We start from the raw sequence: 17,602 nt of genomic DNA on the forward strand, positions 1-17,602 counted from the left end.
CCACTCCGCAAAACTTGAAGTGGTTGAACCGTAAACGGGGATTGAGTAGATCCTTTAGAGGTTACCCGATAGTAGGGATCGAGATCTGAGCGCGTCAAGAGTCGCGGCGGGGCTTCATTCCGACTGCTCGGTATGCTCGCGAACGAGCCTCAGCTCACCGGCGATGCCGGCCAGGGTCCAGTGGGCGTTCAGGCCGCTCGGGTTCGGCAGCACCCACACCGGCACCCCGCCCACCGCCTCCTCCTGGAGCCCGACGGCCGCCTTGGGCCGGGCGAAGGCCGTACGGTACGCCGACACCCCCAGCACGGCCAGCACCCGAGGCCGCACCGATGCCACCAGCCCGGCCAGCCGCGCCCCGCCCTCGATCAGCTCCGCACGCGACAGCTCCGACGCCTTGGCACTGGGCCGGGCCACCACGTTGGTGATGCCCAGCCCGTACGACGGCAGGAGGTGCTGCTCGGCGGGAGCGAGCAGCCGAGGCGTGAACCCGGACAGATGCAGCGCGGGCCAGAACCGGTTCCCCGGCCGGGCGAAGTGATGGCCGGTGGCCTCCGACATGAGCCCGGGGTTGATGCCGCAGAACAACACGTCGAGCGAGGGGCCGAGTACGTCGTCAATCACCTACCGGACGCTAACCCATCTCCTCAAGCTTGCGGCCTTTGGTCTCCTTGACGAACTTGGCGACGAACAGGAATGACAGCACGGCGAAGAACGCGTACCCGGCGTACGTCAGCGGCAGGTTCCACTTCGACAGGGCCGGGAACGACACCGTGATCGCCCAGTTCGCGATCCACTGCGCCGAGGCGGCCACCCCCAGTGCGGCGGCCCGGATGCGGTTGGGGAACATCTCCCCCAGCAGAACCCAGACCACGACACCCCATGACAGGGCGAAGAACAGCACGAACACGTTGGCCGCGATCAGCGCGATGGGCCCCTGCGGAGGCGGCAGGCTGAGCCCGCGGGCGTAGGAGAACGCCCACGCGGCCGTGCCGAGCGAGATGGCCATGCCCGCCGAACCGATGAGCAGCAGCGGCTTGCGTCCGATCTTGTCGACCAGCGAGATCGCGATGAACGTGCCGATGATGTTGATGACCGAGCTGGAGAAGCTGATCAGCAGCGAGTTGCTCTGGGTGATGCCCACCGACTGCCAGAGCACCGAGGAGTAGTAGAAAATCACGTTGATGCCGACGAACTGCTGGAAGGCCGACAGCGCGATGCCGATCCAGACGATCGGCAGCAGCCCGAAGGCGGGCCCGCGCAGCTCCTTGATCGTGGTCCTTTCCTCGGTCCTGAGGACCTGATGGATCTCCGCCACCCGGGCGTCCAGGTCTACATGCTCGCCCTCGACCTCGGTCAGCACCGTGCGGGCCTGCCTGATCCGGCCGACCGCGATCAGGTACCGGGGCGACTCGGGGATGGTCGAGGCGAACAGCAGGTAGAGCAGGGCCGGCACGACGCACGCGCCCAGCATCCACTGCCAGGCCTGCAGGCCCCACAGGCCGTTGTTGACGTCGCCCCCCGCCAGCCGGACGAAGGCGTAGTTGACCAGCTGCGAGAACGCGATGCCCAGCACGATCGCGAGCTGCTGGAACGAGCCGAGCCGGCCCCGGTAGGCGGGCGGCGACACCTCGGCGATGTAGGCCGGGCCGAGCACCGAGGCCATCCCGATCGCGATGCCCGCCAGCACCCGCCAGAGGGCCAGGTCCCACAGGGCGAACGGCAGCATCTGCCCGATCGAGCTGGCGGAGAACAGAATGGCCGCCACCTGCATCGTCCTGGTACGTCCCCACCAGTCGGCCAGCCGGCCCGCGATCCAGGCGCCGACGGCGGAGCCGAGCAGCGCGATGGCCACCACGACGCCGATCTCCACCGGGCCGACGCGGAAGTACTTCTGGATCCCGACGACGGCGCCGTTGATCACGGCGCTGTCATATCCGAACAGGAACCCGCCGATGGCCGCCGCCGCCGTGATGAAGACGACGTGGCCAAGGTTCTCCTGGCGGCCGTACTGAGTAGCCATTGCGGACTCCCTCCCCGGAAAGGGGATTTACCCGCCGTCACTTCTCGTACGGCCACGATTACTCAAAAACTACAACCGTGGGTCCACCGGCTCGGACTCCAGGGCGAGCACCGCGAAGACCGGCTCGTGCACCCGCCAGCCCGCGTCGCCCTCGGCCAGGCGCGACAGGGCCTCCAGGCCGAGCGCGTACTCGCGCAGCGCCATGGACCGCTTCTTGCCCAGGAAGCGCCTGCGCAGCACGTCGAGCGACTCGGTGTAGTCGGGGCCGTAGATGATGCGCAGGTATTCGCGGCCGCGTACCTTGACCCCGGGCTGGACCCGGCCTGCCACGTACTGGGCGGGTTTGACCACCATGCCCTCGCCGCCGGCCGCCGTCAGCGAGGACCACCAGTCCACCGCTTCGGCCCGCGCCTGCGGGGAGTCGAGCGAGACGAAGACGTGCCTGGTGGGGGTGATCAGCGGCGAGTCGAGCAGGGCGAGCTTCGCCAGGTGCCAGGCGTGCGGCTCCAGCGCCGTGGCCCGGCCTTCGCAGGCCAGGATCTGGAACGGCGCCACCCGTACCCCGTCCAGGCCGTCAACCGGCCAGCAGTAACGCGCATAGGCGTCGCGGAACAGGGCAGCGTTGTCGGTGCGGCGTCGAGTGCGGGCGAGCAGCCCGCCCACATCCAGCCCGCGCCCGGCGGCCGCCTCCAGAACCGACACCGCCTCGGGCAGCGCCGCCCGCGCCGCCGCGCCGACGGAGGCGTACTGGCTCCTGATCAGCTCGCCCGCCTTGGCCGACCAGGGCAGCAGCTCGCAGTCGAGCGCCACCCAGTCGGAGCCGAGCTCGGCCCAGAGCGGCTCGCACGCCTCCCGCAGCCGGTCCACCAGCGGCGCCATGTCATCGAAGAACGGGCGCCCGGTACGCGTGTAGACCGCGCCCGCGGAGCCGTCGGTGACGCCGAAGCGAGCCGCGGCCACCTCGGGGGTCCTGGCGAGCACGGCGACGGCCCGCGACCCCATGTGCTTCTCCTCGCACACGACCTCGGTCACCCCGGCGGCGGCGAACTCCTCGAACGCCTCGTGCGGGTGCTCCAGGTAGCCGTCGAGCTTGGACGTCTCCGGCGGGGCCATGGTCGGCGGGAGGTAGACCAGCCAGCGCGGGTCCACCGCGAACCTGCTCATGATCTCCAGAGCGGCGGCCGCGTTCTCCTCCATCACCTTGACGCGGGTGCCGAACCGGGTCTCGACGTGCCTGGTGCCCTGGACGTCGCCGATGTCGAGCATGCCCGGGTCGCGAGCGAACTCGCTGCCGAGCGGCTTGACCGACGCGTACCAGATCTGCTCGGCGGGGACGGAGACCAGCTCGCGTTCCGGGTAGCGCAGCGCGGTCATCGTGCCGCCGAACACGCAGCCGGTGTCGAGGCAGATCGTGTTGTTGATCCACTCGGGCTTGATCGTGGGCGTGTGGCCGTAGACGACCATGGCCCGGCCGCGGTACTCCTCGGCCCACGGATAGCGGACCGGCAGGCCGTACTCGTCGGTCTCGCCGGTCGTGTCGCCGTACAGGGCGAACGCGCGGACCCGGCCCGACGCGCGGCCGTGGTAGGCCTCCTTGAGCCCGGCGTGCGCGACGACGAGCCGGCCGCCGTCGAGCACGTAGTGGCTGATCAGGCCCTCCATGAAGGTACGGGCCCGCTCGACGAACTCGGGCGGCTCGGCGGCGAACTGGTCGAGCGACTCCTTGAGGCCGTGGGCGACCGTGACCTTGCGGCCGTTCAGCGCGCGCACCAGCTTCGCCTCGTGGTTGCCCGAGACGCAGATCGCGGTGCCGGCCGCGACCATGCCCATGACCAGGCGGAGCACGCCGGGCGAGTCGGGGCCGCGGTCGACCAGGTCGCCGACGAACACCGCCGTACGACCGGCGGGGTGCTGGGCCGTCACCGCCTTGCCGTCGGCGCGCTCGATCTCCCAGCCCAGGGTGCCCAGCAGGGTCTCCAGCTCGGAGCGGCAGCCGTGGATGTCGCCGATGACGTCGAACGGGCCGGTCAGCTCGCGCTTGTCGGTCCACGCCTTCTCGTAGGAGAGCTCGGCGTTCTCGATGGCGTCGAGGCCGCGCAGCACGTGCACCTTCCTGAAGCCGTCGCGGGAGATCTTGCCCAGCGAGCGGCGCAGGTCCTTGCGCTGGCGGATCACCACGCCGGGCCCGAAGTCGCGGTCGGGGCGGCCGGCGTTGCGCTCGATCGCCACCTCCTCGGGGGTGTCGAGCACGATCGCGTCGGCCAGCACGTCGTGCTTCTTCGCCAGCTCGATGAGGCTGCGGCGGGCGGCGTACTGCACGTTCGTGGCGTCGACCACGGTGAACAGCCCTCTGGCCAGGCGTACGCCGACGATGTGGTGGAGCAGGTCGAACGCGGCGGGGGTGGCCGACTGGTCGTTCTCGTCGTCGGAGACCAGGCCGCGGCAGAAGTCGGACGAGATCACCTGGGTCTGCTTGAAGTGCTTGGCGGCGAACGTCGACTTCCCGCTGCCCGACACGCCGACGAGCACCACGAGAGACAGCTCGGGGACGCTGATCATCGGGTGAACACTCCCATCTGGGTGGGCGGCCCGACCTCGGGGTCGTCGTCGCCGACCGGCTTGAAGGTGACCTGGTAGCCGTAATCATCGGCCACCCGCGAGGCCCACGCGCCGAACTCGGCGCGGGTCCACTCGAAGCGGTGGTCACGGTGGCGCAGCCCGGTCAGGAACTCGTAGCGGGGGTTGTACTCGATGTTCGGGGTGGTCACGAGCACGTGCTGGGGCCGGGCGTGGCCGAACACGACGCGTTCGAGCGCCGCCAGCCGCGGCGGATCGACGTGCTCGATCACCTCCATGAGCACGGCCGCGTCATAGCCGGACAGCCGCTTGTCGGTGTAGGTGAGCGCGCCCTGGAACAGCGTCAGCCTGGCCCGCTTGCTGTCGGGCATCCGGTCCAGCTTGAGCTTGCGCGCGGCGATGGTCAGCGCCATCGCCGAGACGTCCATCCCGGCGACCCTGGCGAACCTGGGCCTGGCCAGCATCGCGCCGACCAGCTCGCCCTGCCCGCAGCCGAGGTCGATCACGCTCGTCGCGCCGATCTCCTCCAGGGTCTCCAGCACGGCCTCGCGCCGCCTGACGTTGAGCGCCTTCGGCTTGACCTCCGGCACCTCACTCTGCGCCTCGCCCTGCGCCTCAGCCGGCCTATCGCCCTGCGCCTCGGCCTCCGCGGCGGCCGCCTCGTCGGCCGCGGTCTCCCCCGCCGCCGCGTCCTCGTCGACCGCGGGCTCCAACTGCTCCTCGGTCTCGTCGCCCAGCTCGGCCAGCCTGGCCAGCGCCGTCCGGGCCAGCGCCCAGCGGCGGCCCAGGTAGCGCCGCATGATCAGGCCGCGCTCCGGGTGCCCGTACAGCCAGCCCTCACCGGCTCTGACCAGCTTGTCCACCTCGTCGGGCGCGATCCAGTAGTGCTTGCCGTCGTCGAGCACGGGCAGCAGCACGTACAGGTGGTTGAGCGCGTCGGCCAGCCGTACGGTCCCGCTGAGCGTCAGCCGCACGTAACGCGAGTCGCCCCACTCGGGAAACCCCTCGTCCAGGGGTACGGCCAGCGCCTCGACGGCCCAGCCGAGCGGCTCGAACAGCCGGGCCGCCAGCTCGGGCCCGCCGCGGCAGGGCAGCGCCGGCAGCCCGATCACCAGCGGCATCGGCCGGCCCGGCAGGTCCGGCCGGGCCTTGCACCGCCCGGCCCGCGCGGTACGGAAGACGTCACCCAGGGCCACGGCCAGCAGCGAGGAGGCGGCGTAGGGCCGGTCGTTGACGTACTGGGACAGGCTGAAGTCGGGCGAGTTCTTGCCGCGTGACCGGACCAGCGCGATCGGGTCGACGTCGAGCAGCAGCGCCGCCGTGCAGCGCCCCTCGCCGGACTCCGGGTAGAAGACCGTGGCCGTACCGAACGACTGGCCGAACTCCTGCACCCGATCTGGATGCTTGTGCAGGAGAAAGCCCAGATCGGTGGCGGGTGTGGCGGTGGTCGAAATGGTCAGCAGCACGGGGGCAAGTGTGCCGTAGTCCAACGAAGGGGCGCCAACGGATATGTCAGACGTGCGGCAGGACCTCGGCCGCGATTAGCTCCAGGTGTTCGAGGTCGGACAGGTCCATGACCTGGAGATAGACGCGCTCGGCGCCGAGCTCGCCCAACCGGCCGATCTTGTCGACCACCTCGGCCGGGGTTCCGGCGAGGCCGCCTTCCCGCAGACCGGCCAGGTCCTGCCCGATGGCGAGCGCGCGCCGGTCGAGCTCGGCCTGGTCACGGCCGACGCAGACGGTCTGCGCCGCCGAGAGGATCACGGTACGGCCGGTCTCGGCCGTCGCCTCCCGTACCCGGTCATAGGCCTCGCCTGTGTCCGACAGGGTCCTGAAAGGCACGTTGTACTCGTCGGCGAAGGTGGCCACCAGCCGGGGCGTGCGCTTGGCCCCGGTGCCGCCGATGATGATCGGCGGGTGCGGGCGCTGGACCGGCTTGGGCAGGGCGGGCGAGTCGACGAGACGGTAGTACCTGCCCTCGAACGAATAGGACTTCTCCGCCGTCCAGAGCCCCTGGATGATCTCCAGCTGCTCCTCGAACCGGCCGAACCGCTCGCCCACCGGCGGGAACGGGATGCCGTACGCGGTGTGCTCCTGGTCGAACCAGCCGGTGCCGAGACCCAGCTCGACCCGGCCGCCGCTCATCTGGTCCACCTGCGCGACGCTGATGGCCAGCGGCCCCGGCAGCCGGAACGTGGCCGGGCTCACCAGCGTGCCCAGCCTGATCCGGGAGGTCTCCCTGGCCAGCGCGGCCAGCGTGAGCCAGGCGTCGGTCGAACCGGGGCCCGGGTCGCCCGCCCCGATGCGCAGGTAATGGTCGGACCGGAAGAACGCGTCGAAGCCCAGCCGTTCCGTGGCCTGGGCGACGGCGAGCAGGTCATCGTAGGTGGCACCCTGCTGGGGCTCGGTGAAGATCCGCAACTTCATAAGGCCATTATCCGCTGACGTACCACCACACATGGGACGACACCTGGAGAATGCCCCCGACCACACCGCGCCGCCCCCACGACGGCCATAGGATTTTGTGAGCAACGTGGCTTGTGTCGGCGATGGAGGGGTGAGATGGCGACCCGTCCGGAGACAGCGAAGAAGATCCTCATCTACTGGATGGACGGCTCGGTCGTCCTGATGGCCGTCCTTCTCACACTGCCGATCATCGCCTTGGCCAACGAGCGGAAGATCTCCGTACCGCACGCGGTGGCCACCGAGACCTGCCTGCTGGTTTCGCTGGCGTTCGGCCTCCTCGTCATGCGGAACGCCTTCGACGACCGGCCGCGTCCCGCGGTGAAGCTGGCCGCGGGCGGGCTGTTCGCGGCCGGCGCGCTGGCGCTCATGCCGCCCTCCACCGCCGACGGGTCGTGGGGCATGGCCGGGATCATCTGGCTCTCCGTCCTCGCCCTCTACCTCCCGCTCCGGGCGACGGCCTGCGTGGGCGCCGTGCTGGTCTCGCTGATCACCGTTTACCTGTCGGCGGTCACCGACCAGCCGTGGCCGGTCGTCCTGATCACCATGACGCTGTCCGCCGTGCTGCTGCCCGCCACCATGAAGCTCTGGCGCTGGCTCTGGTGGACGATCAGGGACGCCTACGACGGCCGGGAGGCCAAGGCCACGCTGGCCGTGGCGAACGAGCGGCTACGCTTCGCCCGCGACCTGCACGACCTGCTCGGCCACAGCCTGTCCGTCATCACGCTGAAGAGCGAACTGGCCGCCAAGCTGGCCACCCTCGACGAGGGCAAGGCCGCGGCCGAGATGGCCGAGGTACGCCGCCTGGCCGCGGAGTCGCTCGCCGAGGTGCAGGTGGCCGTGGACGGCTACCGGCTGCTCGACCTGGACGCGGAGCTCGCCGGGGTACGCGTGGCGCTGGAGGCGGCGGGCGCCCAGTGCGTCATCGAGGCCAGGGCCGACGACCTGTCCCCCGCCGCCCGCGCGCTGCTCGCCTGGGCGGTCCGCGAAGGTGCCACCAACGTGCTCAAACACAGCAAGGCCACGCGCTGCGCGATCGTCATCGACGGTGGCGTGCTGGAGATGCGCAACGACGGCGTCCACGGGCCCGCGAGCGGGGCCGGGAGCGGCCTGCGTGGGCTGGCCGAGCGGATGACGACCGCGGGCGGCACGTTCACGGCGGCTCCCACGCCCGCGGGCGAGTTCCTGCTGCGCGCGGCGGTGCCCGCATGAGGCGGGGCGCCTGCATGGGGCAGGTCGCCCGCGCGAGGCGGGTCGCCCGCGTGCGTCACGTCCTGCGCGGCAGGGGCCGGCTTCGGCGGGCGAGCCGGCTCGACAAGGTGCGCTGGCTGATGCTGTGCAGCTCCGACGTCGCCAACCTGCTCGCCCTGATGGGGCTCTTGGAGCTGACCATCCGGTGGCAGCAGGGCTTCCCCGGGGCGCTCGCGGCAGCGGCGGCCGTCCTGCTTCTCATCCTGATCGGGCTGGCCACCCGCCCGTTCAGGATCGCCGTCAGGGGCGGGCGGCGGCCGACCGTGATCCTGGCGGTCTCCGGCGTCATCACGCTGCTCCTGTCCGTCCTCCTGCTGATCTGGGCCATCCCCGTGTGGCTGGGGATGCTCGCCCCGTACGTCCGCAGGCGCACCACCCTCGTCCTGGCCATCGGGTCGATCGTCGTCGTCAACGTGTACATCACGCTGGCCACCGGGTTCCTGATCGAGATCTTCCTGCTCCAGACCATCATCACCGGCATCGTGACCGGCGGCATCCTGGCGAACCTGTGGCTGTGGCGCGTGGCCAAGGACGCCCACGAGGGCCAGGAGGCCAGGGCCATGCTCGCGGTGTCGGAGGAACGGCTGCGCTTCGCCCGCGACCTGAACGACCTGCTCGGCCAGAGCCTCGCCGACATCTCGGCCGGGGCCGGGGCCGCCTCGCGGACACTACGCGAGGATCCCTCGGCGGCCGCGCGTGAGATGTTCGAGGTACGCGACCTGGCCAGGCAGACGCTGCGCGAGGTGCGCTCCACCGTACAGAACTATCGGGCCCTGGACCTCGACGAGGTCCTCGCCAGCGTGCGGGCGGTCCTGGAGGCGGCGGACGTACGGTGCGCCGTCCGCGCGGACACGGCCTCGCTGACCCCCGAGACCCGCACGCTGCTGGCCACCGTGGTCCGCGAGGGCGCGACCAACGTGCTCAAGCACAGCAAGGCCGGGCATTGCACGATCACGATCGAGGATGGGGTGCTGGAGATGTCCAACGACGGGGTCGAAGGGCCGGTGAACGACCACGCGCCGGACGGGCTCGGCGGCCTGTCGCAGCGGGTCAGCGCCGCGGGCGGCACACTGTCCACGGCCTGCACGGGCGACGGCGCGTACCTGCTGCGGGCGGCGGTGCCGGCATGACGACGCGCGTACCCGCTCCCGAGGGGACGACCCGCGTCCTGCTTGCCGACGACGAGCACCTGGTCCGCGGCGCCATCGCGGCCCTGCTCGACCTGGAGGCGGGCATCGAGGTGATCGCCCAGGTCGGCCGCGGCGACGAGGTGCTGGCCGCCGTCGTCGAACACCGCCCCGACGTGGCCGTACTCGACATCGAGATGCCCGGCATGGACGGCCTGAGCGCGGCGGAGCAGATCAGCTCCCTGTGCAAGATCGTCATCCTGACCAGCCTGGGACGGCCCGGATACCTGCGCCGGGCGATGGCGGCCGGGGTTAGCGGCTTCCTCGGCAAGGACGCCTCGGCCGAGGAACTGGCCATGGCCATCCGCAAGGTCCAGTCGGGCGGCCGCTACCTGGACGCCGAACTGGCCGCGGCGGCGATGGCCGCCGGCGACAGCCCCCTGACCGACCGCGAACGGGACGCCTTGCGACTGGCCGGCGACGGCGCGACGATCGCCCGGATCGCCGCCGAACTCCACCTCACTGAGGGGACCGTACGCAACTACCTGTCCAGCGCGATGACCAAGCTGAACGCCCAGAACCGCCTCGAAGCCATCCGTACGGCGCAGCGGATGGGGTGGCTCTGAAGATCGTTCGCCGCTCGCGGTCTGGATAGCATGCCGATCCATGAGAAGACCGGCAAAGATCGCAAATGTGGCCCTCGCGGCAACCGTCCTGACCACCCTGACACCGACCGCGCCCGCGCTGGCGGACAGCGGATACGTGATCAAGAACGTCTCCACCCTGATGTGCCTCACCATCGCCGGCGACAGCTCAACTCGGCGGATGGGCAACATCGCGCGGACCTGGGAGTGCCAACCCGGCCTCCAGGGCTACTTATGGAACCGCACTGCCCGCTCCCAACTCGCCAGCGCCGACTTCCACGGCAAGCTCTGCATCGGTGCGCCCAAAGGGCCGCTCGTGCTCGTACGCCGCTGCGGAGCCGACCTCAAGCATCAGCGGTTCACCTTCACCACCATCAAGACCAACTTCGGCGACCGGTTCCTGATCAAGTGGAAGGGCGTGTCGCCGGATACCTGCCTGAACAGCAACGACAAGGGTCAGGTCTTCGGCTCGCGCTGCGATCCGGGCAACACGAACCAGAACTGGACCTGGGGCCCTCGGGCTCGTGTCGGCTAGGCGATCGCTCTCAGATGTCCGCCTCACGTCCTGCGTTCACAGACCCTCCTCGCCGTGTCACCAAGCAAGGACGCCGCAGGGCCGCGAAACTATGCCAATGGCGTTCGGCTGAGGAAGGCGGGCACCGACGCGCGCCAGCGCGGGGCGTCCAGCGCGTTGAGCGCCGAGACGAGCCGCTTCTCCTCATAGACGAAGTGGGACTCCAGCAGGGCGGCCAGCCCGTCCAGCTCGGCCTGTACCCGTTCGGGATCCGCGTCCAGGTCGCCGAGCAGCTCCTGCAACTGGCGCATGATGTCGGCCACCTGCCGGTGGTCACGGGCCAGCTCGTCCAGTACGGGACGCAACTCGGGGAACTGCTCCGCCAGAGCGGGGAAGGCCCCCTCGTCCTCACCGCTGTGGTGCTTGGTCACGGCCGAGCAGAACGTCAGGCAGTGGGCCCGCAGCTCCCGCAGCCGCTCGGGACGGGCCTGCGCGTCGGGATGGGCGTGCACGTCCTCACGCAGCCGGGCCAGCTCCTCACGGAGCCAGAGGTGCACCTCGATCAACTGGTTGCCGAACGCCGTCAGGCGGCCGTCCGGTTCGGAGGGTGGGTTCATTGTCGTCCCATCCAGCACCCATTTGGGCGAGCCGTCAAACTGGCACGGTGAACAGGATCATCGTCTGCGGCATCTCCGGGTCGGGTAAGACGACGCTCGCCAGGAAGCTGGCCGCCCGGCTCGGCCTGCCCCGCCATGAGCTCGACGCCCTGCATCACGGTCCCGGCTGGGTCAAGCGGCCGGAGTTCGAGGCCGAGGTGGACGAGTTCAGCCGGGGCGAGCGGTGGGTGACCGAGGATCAGTACCACCGTTTCCTGGGCGACCTCCTCTGGGAGCGCGCTGACACGGCCGTCTGGCTGGACCTGCCGCGCCGCACCGTGATGTGGCGGGTCGTACGCCGCTCACTCGGCCGCGCGATCACCCGGCGCGAGCTGTGGAACGGCAACCGGGAGGACTGGAGCGCCTGGATCGAACCCGACCACCCGATCCGGTGGGCATGGACGCACCACCAGCGCCGCAGGACGCAGACCGCCGACCGCATCACCCGCCACCCGGAGGTGACGGCGATCCGCCTGCGTACGGCCCGCGCGGCGAAACGGTGGCTCGCCGACCTGCCCCCGACGGCGTGAGCCGGGCCGAGTGTCGGACCCAGCCGGTAAGGTCCTCGCGTCCGGAACGGAACGTCATCGGAGAAGTGAGTAATGGCCCGTCATACTCCGCCTCGGCCGGTAGCTGTGGAGGAACTCTTTCCCGAGCTGAAGCCGCTCAGCAGAAACGCGCTCCGGCTGCATCCGCGTGCGGGATCCCCGTCGTACGAGGACAGCTCTGTCGGGGGGCCGCTGAGTTGGCCGGCCGATGAGCCCTGGCCGTTGTGCGCCGAGGAGCACTACAACGACGACGGCCTGGAGGACGCCACCCGCCACGAGGCCGTGGTGCCCATGGTGCCGGTCGTGCAGCTCTACGCGGCGGACGCGCCCGGTGTGCCGTTCCCGCAGGGAAGCGATCTGCTCCAAGTGTTATGGTGCCCGTTCAACCACGGGGATGAGCCCTACGAGCGCTGCCCCTTGCCGCAGGTGCGCTGGAGGAACGCGGCAGATGTCCGCCATGTGCTCGCCACGCCCCCGGAACCCGCTGACGCTCCCGAGGGTCACGTTCCCATCCCCTGTGTGGTGCACCCAGAGCAGGTGACGGAATACCCCGACTGGGACGACATACCGCAGGAGCTGCGCGACGAGATCGACGACCGGCTGCACCGGTCCGAGGAGACCACCGGGTGGGATTACTTCTACCACCTGAGCACAGCCCCCGGAACCAAGGTCGGTGGTCATCCGCGCGGATGGAACGGCTCGACGACCTCGTTCAGCTGCGAGAGGTGCGGACAGCCCATCCACCATCTTCTGACCGTGGCCTATGAGGAGTTCGATGGGAAGTCCTGGCAGACCTGGCTCCCGGTGGAGGATCAGCCCGACGACGACAGCGGGCCGGAGATCTACCTTTCCCGGTCCGAACGAGCCGCGGCCGCGGAGAACCCGCCCGGCCTGATGGTGTCGGGCGGGGGCAGTGTGTACCTCTTCGAGTGTCGTTCCTGCCCCGATCGCCCGGTTGAGCACCTCTTCTATCTCAACTGAGCACGTGCTACTTCCTGGCCAGCAGTGCCACGCACTCCACATGGTGCGTCATCGGAAAGGCGTCGAAAGCCCGCAGATCCACCAGCTCATAGCCGTCGTCGCCCAGCCAGGACAGGTCGCGGGCCAGTGTCGCCGGGTCGCACGAGACGTACACGATCCGCGACGCCTCCAGCGCGGCGACCCGGTGGACCACCTCGCGCCCGAGCCCCGAGCGGGGCGGGTCGACGACGACGATGTCGGCGCGCTCGATCTGGAACCGGTCCAGCGCCTCCTCCACCCGTCCCCGCTCCACCCGGGCCTGCGGCAGGTCGCGTAGGTTGGCGCGGGCGTCGCGGACGGCGGCCGCCTCCGACTCCAGGCCGAACACCGCGCCCTCGGCCCCCACGCCCTCCGCCAGACCGGCGGCGAACAGGCCGACCCCGCAGTAGAGGTCCAGGGCCCACTCTCCGGGCTCCGGCGCGGCGTAGGACAGGACGGCGTCGAGCAGGGTCTCGGCGGCCCCCGGATGCACCTGCCAGAAGCCGCTGCCCGCCACCCTGAACTCCCGGTCGCCCACCTGCTCGTGCAGCACTCCGGAGCCCTTGCGCGGCACGGTGTGGCCCTTGCCCTGGTCGAGCAGGATCGAGGCGGACGCGTCGAGGTCCGGGACGGTCACGCTGCGCCTGGGCCGCGGCTTGACCACCACGGCCCGGTCGCCGGCCGAGGAGGCGATCACCTCGACGACGGCCGCGCCGCGCCACTCGCGCTGCTCGGCCCCAACGGCCTCCACCTCCGCGTGCGCGATCAGGCAGGCGTCGACCACCTCGATGTCGTGCGAGCGGTGCTTGCGGAAGCCGAGCTCGCCGCCGGGCCGGGCGGCGAACTGGACGCGGGTGCGCCAGCCGAGCCCGTCCTTGGCGCCCGGCACCTCCTCGACCACGACCGCACGCTCGATGCCGGCCAGCCGGCTCAGCTGCTCGGCGACCACGGCGGCCTTGAGGCCGCGCTGCGCCTCCAGGGTGGCGTGCTGCCAGTCGCAGCCGCCGCAGCGGCCGGGGCCGGCGAAGGGGCAGGGCGGGGTCACGCGGTCGGGTGACGGGTCGAGCACCTGCACGGCGTCGGCCCGGAGGAAGCGGGTGGTCTCCTCGGTGACCTCGGCGATGACCCGCTCGCCCGGCAGCGCGTGTCGTACGAAGACCACTCGCCCTTCATGGCGCGCCACGCACCAGCCGCCATGGGCGACCGGACCTACCGTCAGCTCGAGAGATGCCTGTTCCACACGGACACCCTATGCCCTGGCCGACCCTGCCACTTTCCGGGCTTACCCTGCTACAGAGAGTGGTCGCTCGCCTTGACCTCGTCCTTCGCCTTGGCGTCCTTCCGGACGACCTGGGGTCCCGCGCGGCGCGAGGCGCCCGGCGCGAACGGCTCGCGCCGCCCCTTGAGCCGGTCGGAGGAGTGGAGCTGCCACGGCACGCTCGTCACCATCACACCCGGCTTGAACAGCAGCCGCGCCTTCAGCCGCAGCGCGCTCTGGTTGTGCAGCAGGTGCTCCCACCAGTGGCCGACCACGTACTCGGGGATGAACACGGTCACCACGTCGCGCGGTGAGCGGCGGCGCAGGGTCTTGACGTAGTCGAGGATCGGCTGGGTGATCTCCCGGTACGGGGAGTCGAGCATCTTGAGCGGCACCGGGATGCCCAGGCGCTCCCACTCGTCCTGGAGGTGCCGCGCCTCGGCGCCCTCGACGCCGACGGTGATCGCCTCCAGCGTGGACGGCCTGGTGGCGCGGGCGTAGGCGAGGGCACGCATCGTCGGCTTGTGAATCTTGGAGACGAGCACGATCGCGTGGTTGCGCGCCGGGAGCATCGACTCGTCGAACTCCTCGGTGATCTCCAGCTCGGCCGCCACGTTGTCGTAGTGGCGCCGGATGGCCTTCATCATGAGGAACAGGACCGGCATCGCGAAGCACACGATCCAGGCGCCGACCAGGAACTTGGTCAGCAGCACCACGACCAGCACCAGCCCGGTCATGATGCCGCCGAAGAAGTTGATCACCCGGGAGCGGTGCATCTGGTGCCGGATCCTGGGGTCGGTCTCGGTCTTGAGATGGCGCGTCCAGTGGATGACCATGCCGATCTGGCTGAGCGTGAAGGAGACGAACACACCGACGATGTAGAGGTTCAGCAGGCGGCTGACGTCGGCGTTGAACCCCCACAGCAGCAGGCACGCGCCCAGCGCCAGGATGACGATGCCATTGGAGAAGGCCAGCCGGTCGCCGCGGGTGTGCAGCTGGCGGGGCAGGTAGCGGTCCTGGGCCAGGATCGAGCCGAGCACCGGGAAGCCGTTGAAGGCGGTGTTGGCGGCGAGGAACAGGATGAGCGCGGTAACGGCCGAGATGACCACGAACGGCAGCGAGCCGCCGCCGAAGACCGCGTCGGCCACCTGCGAGATGATCGGCTGCTGGTAGTAGCCGGGGCCGACCGGCGACCCGTCCGGCAGGTGCAGGTCGTGGGCGACCACCGACGGCTCGGCCACCTTCACGCCCGAGGCCAGGCCCAGCGCGATGATGCCGCCGAACATGGTGATCGACACCAGGCCCATCATGAGCAGCGTGGTGGCGGCGTTCTTGCTCTTGGGCTTGCGGAAGGCGGGCACGCCGTTGCTGATGGCCTCGACACCGGTCAGCGCCGCACAGCCGGAGGAGAAGGCGCGCAGGATCAGGAAGGCGGCGGCGAAGCTGGTCAGGTTCGCCTGCTCGGCGTCGATGGTGAACCCGGCGCTGGGCGCCCGCAGGTCGTCGCCGAGCACCAGCAGCCGGAAGCCGCCCCAGGCGATCAACCCCAGCACCGCGAGCATGAACGCGTACGTCGGGATGGCGAAGGCCGCCCCCGACTCGCGCAGGCCGCGCAGGTTGACGACGGTGAGCAGGATCACGATGGCGATGGCGACGGCCGGCTTGTGCTCGCCGACGAACGGGATCGTGGCGCCCACGTAGTCGACGCCGTTGGCGACCGACACGGCCACGGTCAGCACGTAGTCGACCATGAGCGCGCTGGCCACGGTCAGCCCGGCGTTCTTGCCCAGGTTGGTGGTGGCCACCTCGTAGTCGCCGCCGCCGCTCGGGTAGGCGTGCACGTTCTGCCGGTACGAGGCCACGACCGTGAGCATCACGACCACGACGGCGATCGCGACCCACGGACTGTAGGAGTAGAACGACACGCCCGCCAGCGACAGGATGACCAGGATCTCCTGCGGCGCGTACGCCACGGAGGACAGGGCGTCGCTGGCGAAGATCGGCAGTGCTATGCGTTTGGGCAGCAGTTGCTCGTGAAGCTGGCCGCTTCTTAGCGCCCGCCCCACAAGCACGCGTTTGACAAGATCCGTTACCTTCGCCACGTAACGAAATGCTAGCCCCCCGTGCCAGGGGCGCCGACGGGGCGCTCCCCTATCGGGCCATACTGGTGTCGAGCAACCGGCCGACCGCGAAGTGCGGGGGAGTATGCATATAGTGATCATGGGCTGTGGCCGGGTCGGTTCGACCCTGGCCCACATCCTCGAGGACAACGGCCACACGGTCGCGATCATCGATCGCGACCCTCAGGCCTTTCGCCGGCTGCGGGCCGGTTTTCGCGGGCGGCGGGTGACCGGCGTCGGGTTCGACCGTGACGTGCTCACCGAGGCGGGCATCGAGTCCGCGGCCGCGTACGTGGCGGTCTCCAGCGGAGACAACTCCAACATCATCTCGGCGCGCGCGGCGCGCGAGACGTTCGGCGTCGACAACGTGGTGGCCCGCATCTACGACCCGCGGCGGGCCGAGGTCTACCAGCGGCTGGGCATTCCCACGGTGGCCACCGTGCGGTGGACCGCCGACCAGATCCTGCGCCGCATCCTGCCCGAGGGCGCCGAGCCGCTCTGGCGCGACCCCACCGGCACCGTGATCCTGGCGGAGGTCGCCACGCATCCCGGCTGGATCGGCACCCGGGTCGTCGATCTCGAGGCACGGGCCAGGACCCGCGCCGCCTACCTCAACCGCATGGGCGAGGCCCTGGTCATCGCCGAGGACACCGTGATCCAGGAGGGCGACGTGCTGCACGTGGTCGCCGCCGAGAACGACATGGAGCGGATCAACAAGGTGCTGGCCCTGGCACCGGAAGAGGACCACTGATGCGCGTCGCCATCGCCGGGGCCGGGGCCGTGGGCCGGTCCATCGCGGCCGAACTGCTGGAGAACGGCCATGAGGTCCTCCTGATCGACATCGACCCCCGCGCCATCAAGATCGACAGCGTGCCGCGGGCGGAGTGGCTGCTGGCCGACGCCTGCGAGATCGCCTCGCTCGACGAGGCGGGCCTCAGCAACTGCCACGTCGTCGTCGCCTCCTCCGGCGACGACAAGGTCAACCTCGTGGTGTCACTGCTGGCCAAGACCGAGTACGGCGTGCCGCGCGTGGTCGCCCGCATCAATCACCCCAACAACGAGTGGCTGTTCAACGAGTCGTGGGGCGTGGACGTGGCGGTCTCGACGCCGCGGCTGCTGAGCGCGCTGGTCGAGGAGGCGGTGAGCGTCGGCGACCTGGTGCGGCTGATGACGTTCCGCCAGGGGCAGGCCAACCTGGTCGAGCTCACCCTGGCCGAGGACGCGCCCGTGGTGGGCCAGCGGGCCGGCTCGGTGCCGTGGCCGAACGACTCGGCCCTGGTCGCGATCCTGCGCGAGGGCCGGGTGCTGGTGCCGACCAACGACGATCCGCTGGAGGCGGGCGACGAGCTGTTGTTCGTCGCCAACCAGGAGGTGGAGCAGGAGCTCGCGCACCTGCTCTCACAGCACTGAGCGGCTAAGTGGGCG

16 protein-coding genes are annotated in these 17,602 nt (G+C 70.3%); 8 read left to right on the forward strand and 8 right to left on the reverse strand.

Annotated elements, in window-relative coordinates; translation table 11 throughout:
• Positions 1-114 precede the first annotated feature (114 nt).
• The 5 genes from mug to ACGFNP_RS23875 all read right to left on the reverse strand — a co-directional run bounded on the left by mug (position 115) and on the right by ACGFNP_RS23875 (position 7,024).
• A complete protein-coding gene (gene mug, locus ACGFNP_RS23855) occupies positions 115-621 on the reverse strand; it encodes a G/U mismatch-specific DNA glycosylase (protein WP_358314640.1) in 507 nt (168 codons plus the stop codon).
• 10 nt (positions 622-631) lie between these two features.
• Positions 632-2,020 carry a sugar porter family MFS transporter gene (locus tag ACGFNP_RS23860; RefSeq protein WP_358314643.1) on the reverse strand — a complete coding sequence of 463 codons (1,389 nt, stop codon included), beginning with the start codon at positions 2,018-2,020 and terminating at the stop codon, positions 632-634.
• A 69-nt stretch (positions 2,021-2,089) separates the two neighbouring features.
• Positions 2,090-4,579: a polynucleotide kinase-phosphatase gene (locus ACGFNP_RS23865; RefSeq protein WP_393322094.1), complete on the reverse strand. Its 2,490-nt coding sequence runs from the start codon at positions 4,577-4,579 to the stop codon at positions 2,090-2,092.
• Positions 4,576-6,063: a 3' terminal RNA ribose 2'-O-methyltransferase Hen1 gene (locus tag ACGFNP_RS23870; protein WP_393322097.1), complete on the reverse strand. Its 1,488-nt coding sequence runs from the start codon at positions 6,061-6,063 to the stop codon at positions 4,576-4,578. The genes ACGFNP_RS23865 and ACGFNP_RS23870 overlap by 4 nt, the downstream gene beginning before the upstream one ends.
• 46 nt (positions 6,064-6,109) lie before the next feature.
• Positions 6,110-7,024 carry an LLM class F420-dependent oxidoreductase gene (locus ACGFNP_RS23875; RefSeq protein ID WP_358314653.1) on the reverse strand — a complete coding sequence of 305 codons (915 nt, stop codon included), beginning with the start codon at positions 7,022-7,024 and terminating at the stop codon, positions 6,110-6,112.
• 135 nt (positions 7,025-7,159) lie between these two features.
• On the opposite strand from ACGFNP_RS23875, the gene ACGFNP_RS23880 reads away from it, so the two are divergent.
• From ACGFNP_RS23880 to ACGFNP_RS23895, 4 genes are read left to right on the forward strand one after another with little or no spacing between them, the layout of a single operon-like run.
• Positions 7,160-8,272 (forward strand): sensor histidine kinase, encoded by a 1,113-nt coding sequence (locus tag ACGFNP_RS23880; RefSeq protein WP_393322100.1) that lies wholly within the window; start codon positions 7,160-7,162, stop codon positions 8,270-8,272.
• Positions 8,269-9,441, forward strand: coding sequence for a sensor histidine kinase (locus ACGFNP_RS23885; RefSeq protein WP_393322103.1), 1,173 nt, complete (start codon positions 8,269-8,271; stop codon positions 9,439-9,441). The genes ACGFNP_RS23880 and ACGFNP_RS23885 overlap by 4 nt, the downstream gene beginning before the upstream one ends.
• Positions 9,438-10,064 carry a DNA-binding response regulator gene (locus ACGFNP_RS23890; RefSeq protein ID WP_393322106.1) on the forward strand — a complete coding sequence of 209 codons (627 nt, stop codon included), beginning with the start codon at positions 9,438-9,440 and terminating at the stop codon, positions 10,062-10,064. The genes ACGFNP_RS23885 and ACGFNP_RS23890 overlap by 4 nt, the downstream gene beginning before the upstream one ends.
• A 40-nt stretch (positions 10,065-10,104) precedes the next feature.
• Entirely contained in the window at positions 10,105-10,617 is a 513-nt protein-coding gene (locus tag ACGFNP_RS23895; RefSeq protein WP_393322109.1) for a ricin-type beta-trefoil lectin domain protein, read from the forward strand.
• An 89-nt stretch (positions 10,618-10,706) separates the two neighbouring features.
• Here ACGFNP_RS23895 and ACGFNP_RS23900 read toward each other — a convergent pair whose 3' ends face one another.
• Positions 10,707-11,213, reverse strand: a complete 507-nt coding sequence (locus ACGFNP_RS23900) for a hemerythrin domain-containing protein (RefSeq protein WP_358314679.1) — start codon at positions 11,211-11,213, stop codon at positions 10,707-10,709.
• A gap of 47 nt (positions 11,214-11,260) precedes the next feature.
• On the opposite strand from ACGFNP_RS23900, the gene ACGFNP_RS23905 reads away from it, so the two are divergent.
• Together ACGFNP_RS23905 and ACGFNP_RS23910 are read left to right on the forward strand one after the other, a co-directional pair.
• Positions 11,261-11,782, forward strand: a complete 522-nt coding sequence (locus ACGFNP_RS23905; protein ID WP_393322112.1) for a hypothetical protein — start codon at positions 11,261-11,263, stop codon at positions 11,780-11,782.
• Positions 11,783-11,854: 72 nt separating this feature from the next.
• Positions 11,855-12,781, forward strand: coding sequence for a DUF1963 domain-containing protein (locus ACGFNP_RS23910; protein ID WP_393322115.1), 927 nt, complete (start codon positions 11,855-11,857; stop codon positions 12,779-12,781).
• Between the two features lie 7 nt (positions 12,782-12,788).
• Here the strand turns inward: ACGFNP_RS23910 and ACGFNP_RS23915 are convergent, their stop codons facing one another.
• Both ACGFNP_RS23915 and ACGFNP_RS23920 read right to left on the reverse strand, forming a co-directional pair.
• Positions 12,789-14,039 carry a class I SAM-dependent RNA methyltransferase gene (locus ACGFNP_RS23915; protein WP_358314688.1) on the reverse strand — a complete coding sequence of 417 codons (1,251 nt, stop codon included), beginning with the start codon at positions 14,037-14,039 and terminating at the stop codon, positions 12,789-12,791.
• A 50-nt stretch (positions 14,040-14,089) separates the two neighbouring features.
• A complete protein-coding gene (locus tag ACGFNP_RS23920; protein WP_358314691.1) occupies positions 14,090-16,159 on the reverse strand; it encodes an APC family permease in 2,070 nt (689 codons plus the stop codon).
• A 103-nt stretch (positions 16,160-16,262) separates the two neighbouring features.
• Here ACGFNP_RS23920 and ACGFNP_RS23925 point away from each other — a divergent pair, with 103 nt between their 5' ends.
• Positions 16,263-16,928 (forward strand): TrkA family potassium uptake protein, encoded by a 666-nt coding sequence (locus tag ACGFNP_RS23925; RefSeq protein ID WP_358314694.1) that lies wholly within the window; start codon positions 16,263-16,265, stop codon positions 16,926-16,928.
• On the forward strand, positions 16,928-17,587 hold the full coding sequence (locus ACGFNP_RS23930; protein ID WP_214635895.1) for a TrkA family potassium uptake protein: 660 nt from the start codon (positions 16,928-16,930) through the stop codon (positions 17,585-17,587). The genes ACGFNP_RS23925 and ACGFNP_RS23930 overlap by 1 nt, the downstream gene beginning before the upstream one ends.
• Positions 17,588-17,602: the final 15 nt, after the last annotated feature.

This window comes from Nonomuraea sp. NPDC049269 (genome assembly GCF_043197155.1).
Taxonomy (GTDB): Bacteria; Actinomycetota; Actinomycetes; order Streptosporangiales; family Streptosporangiaceae; genus Nonomuraea.

Bases quoted from the DNA above. Each gene is read 5' to 3' on its own strand.
- ACGFNP_RS23930 (WP_214635895.1), top strand. From the start codon at position 16,928: ATGCGCGTCGCCATCGCCGGGGCCGGGGCCGTGGGCCGGTCCATCGCG.
- ACGFNP_RS23925 (WP_358314694.1), top strand. From the start codon at position 16,263: ATGCATATAGTGATCATGGGCTGTGGCCGGGTCGGTTCGACCCTGGCC.
- ACGFNP_RS23865 (WP_393322094.1), bottom strand. From the start codon at position 4,579: ATGATCAGCGTCCCCGAGCTGTCTCTCGTGGTGCTCGTCGGCGTGTCG.
- ACGFNP_RS23900 (WP_358314679.1), bottom strand. From the start codon at position 11,213: ATGAACCCACCCTCCGAACCGGACGGCCGCCTGACGGCGTTCGGCAAC.
- ACGFNP_RS23890 (WP_393322106.1), top strand. From the start codon at position 9,438: ATGACGACGCGCGTACCCGCTCCCGAGGGGACGACCCGCGTCCTGCTT.
- ACGFNP_RS23860 (WP_358314643.1), bottom strand. From the start codon at position 2,020: ATGGCTACTCAGTACGGCCGCCAGGAGAACCTTGGCCACGTCGTCTTC.
- ACGFNP_RS23880 (WP_393322100.1), top strand. From the start codon at position 7,160: ATGGCGACCCGTCCGGAGACAGCGAAGAAGATCCTCATCTACTGGATG.
- ACGFNP_RS23885 (WP_393322103.1), top strand. From the start codon at position 8,269: ATGAGGCGGGGCGCCTGCATGGGGCAGGTCGCCCGCGCGAGGCGGGTC.
- ACGFNP_RS23895 (WP_393322109.1), top strand. From the start codon at position 10,105: ATGAGAAGACCGGCAAAGATCGCAAATGTGGCCCTCGCGGCAACCGTC.
- ACGFNP_RS23910 (WP_393322115.1), top strand. From the start codon at position 11,855: ATGGCCCGTCATACTCCGCCTCGGCCGGTAGCTGTGGAGGAACTCTTT.
- ACGFNP_RS23875 (WP_358314653.1), bottom strand. From the start codon at position 7,024: ATGAAGTTGCGGATCTTCACCGAGCCCCAGCAGGGTGCCACCTACGAT.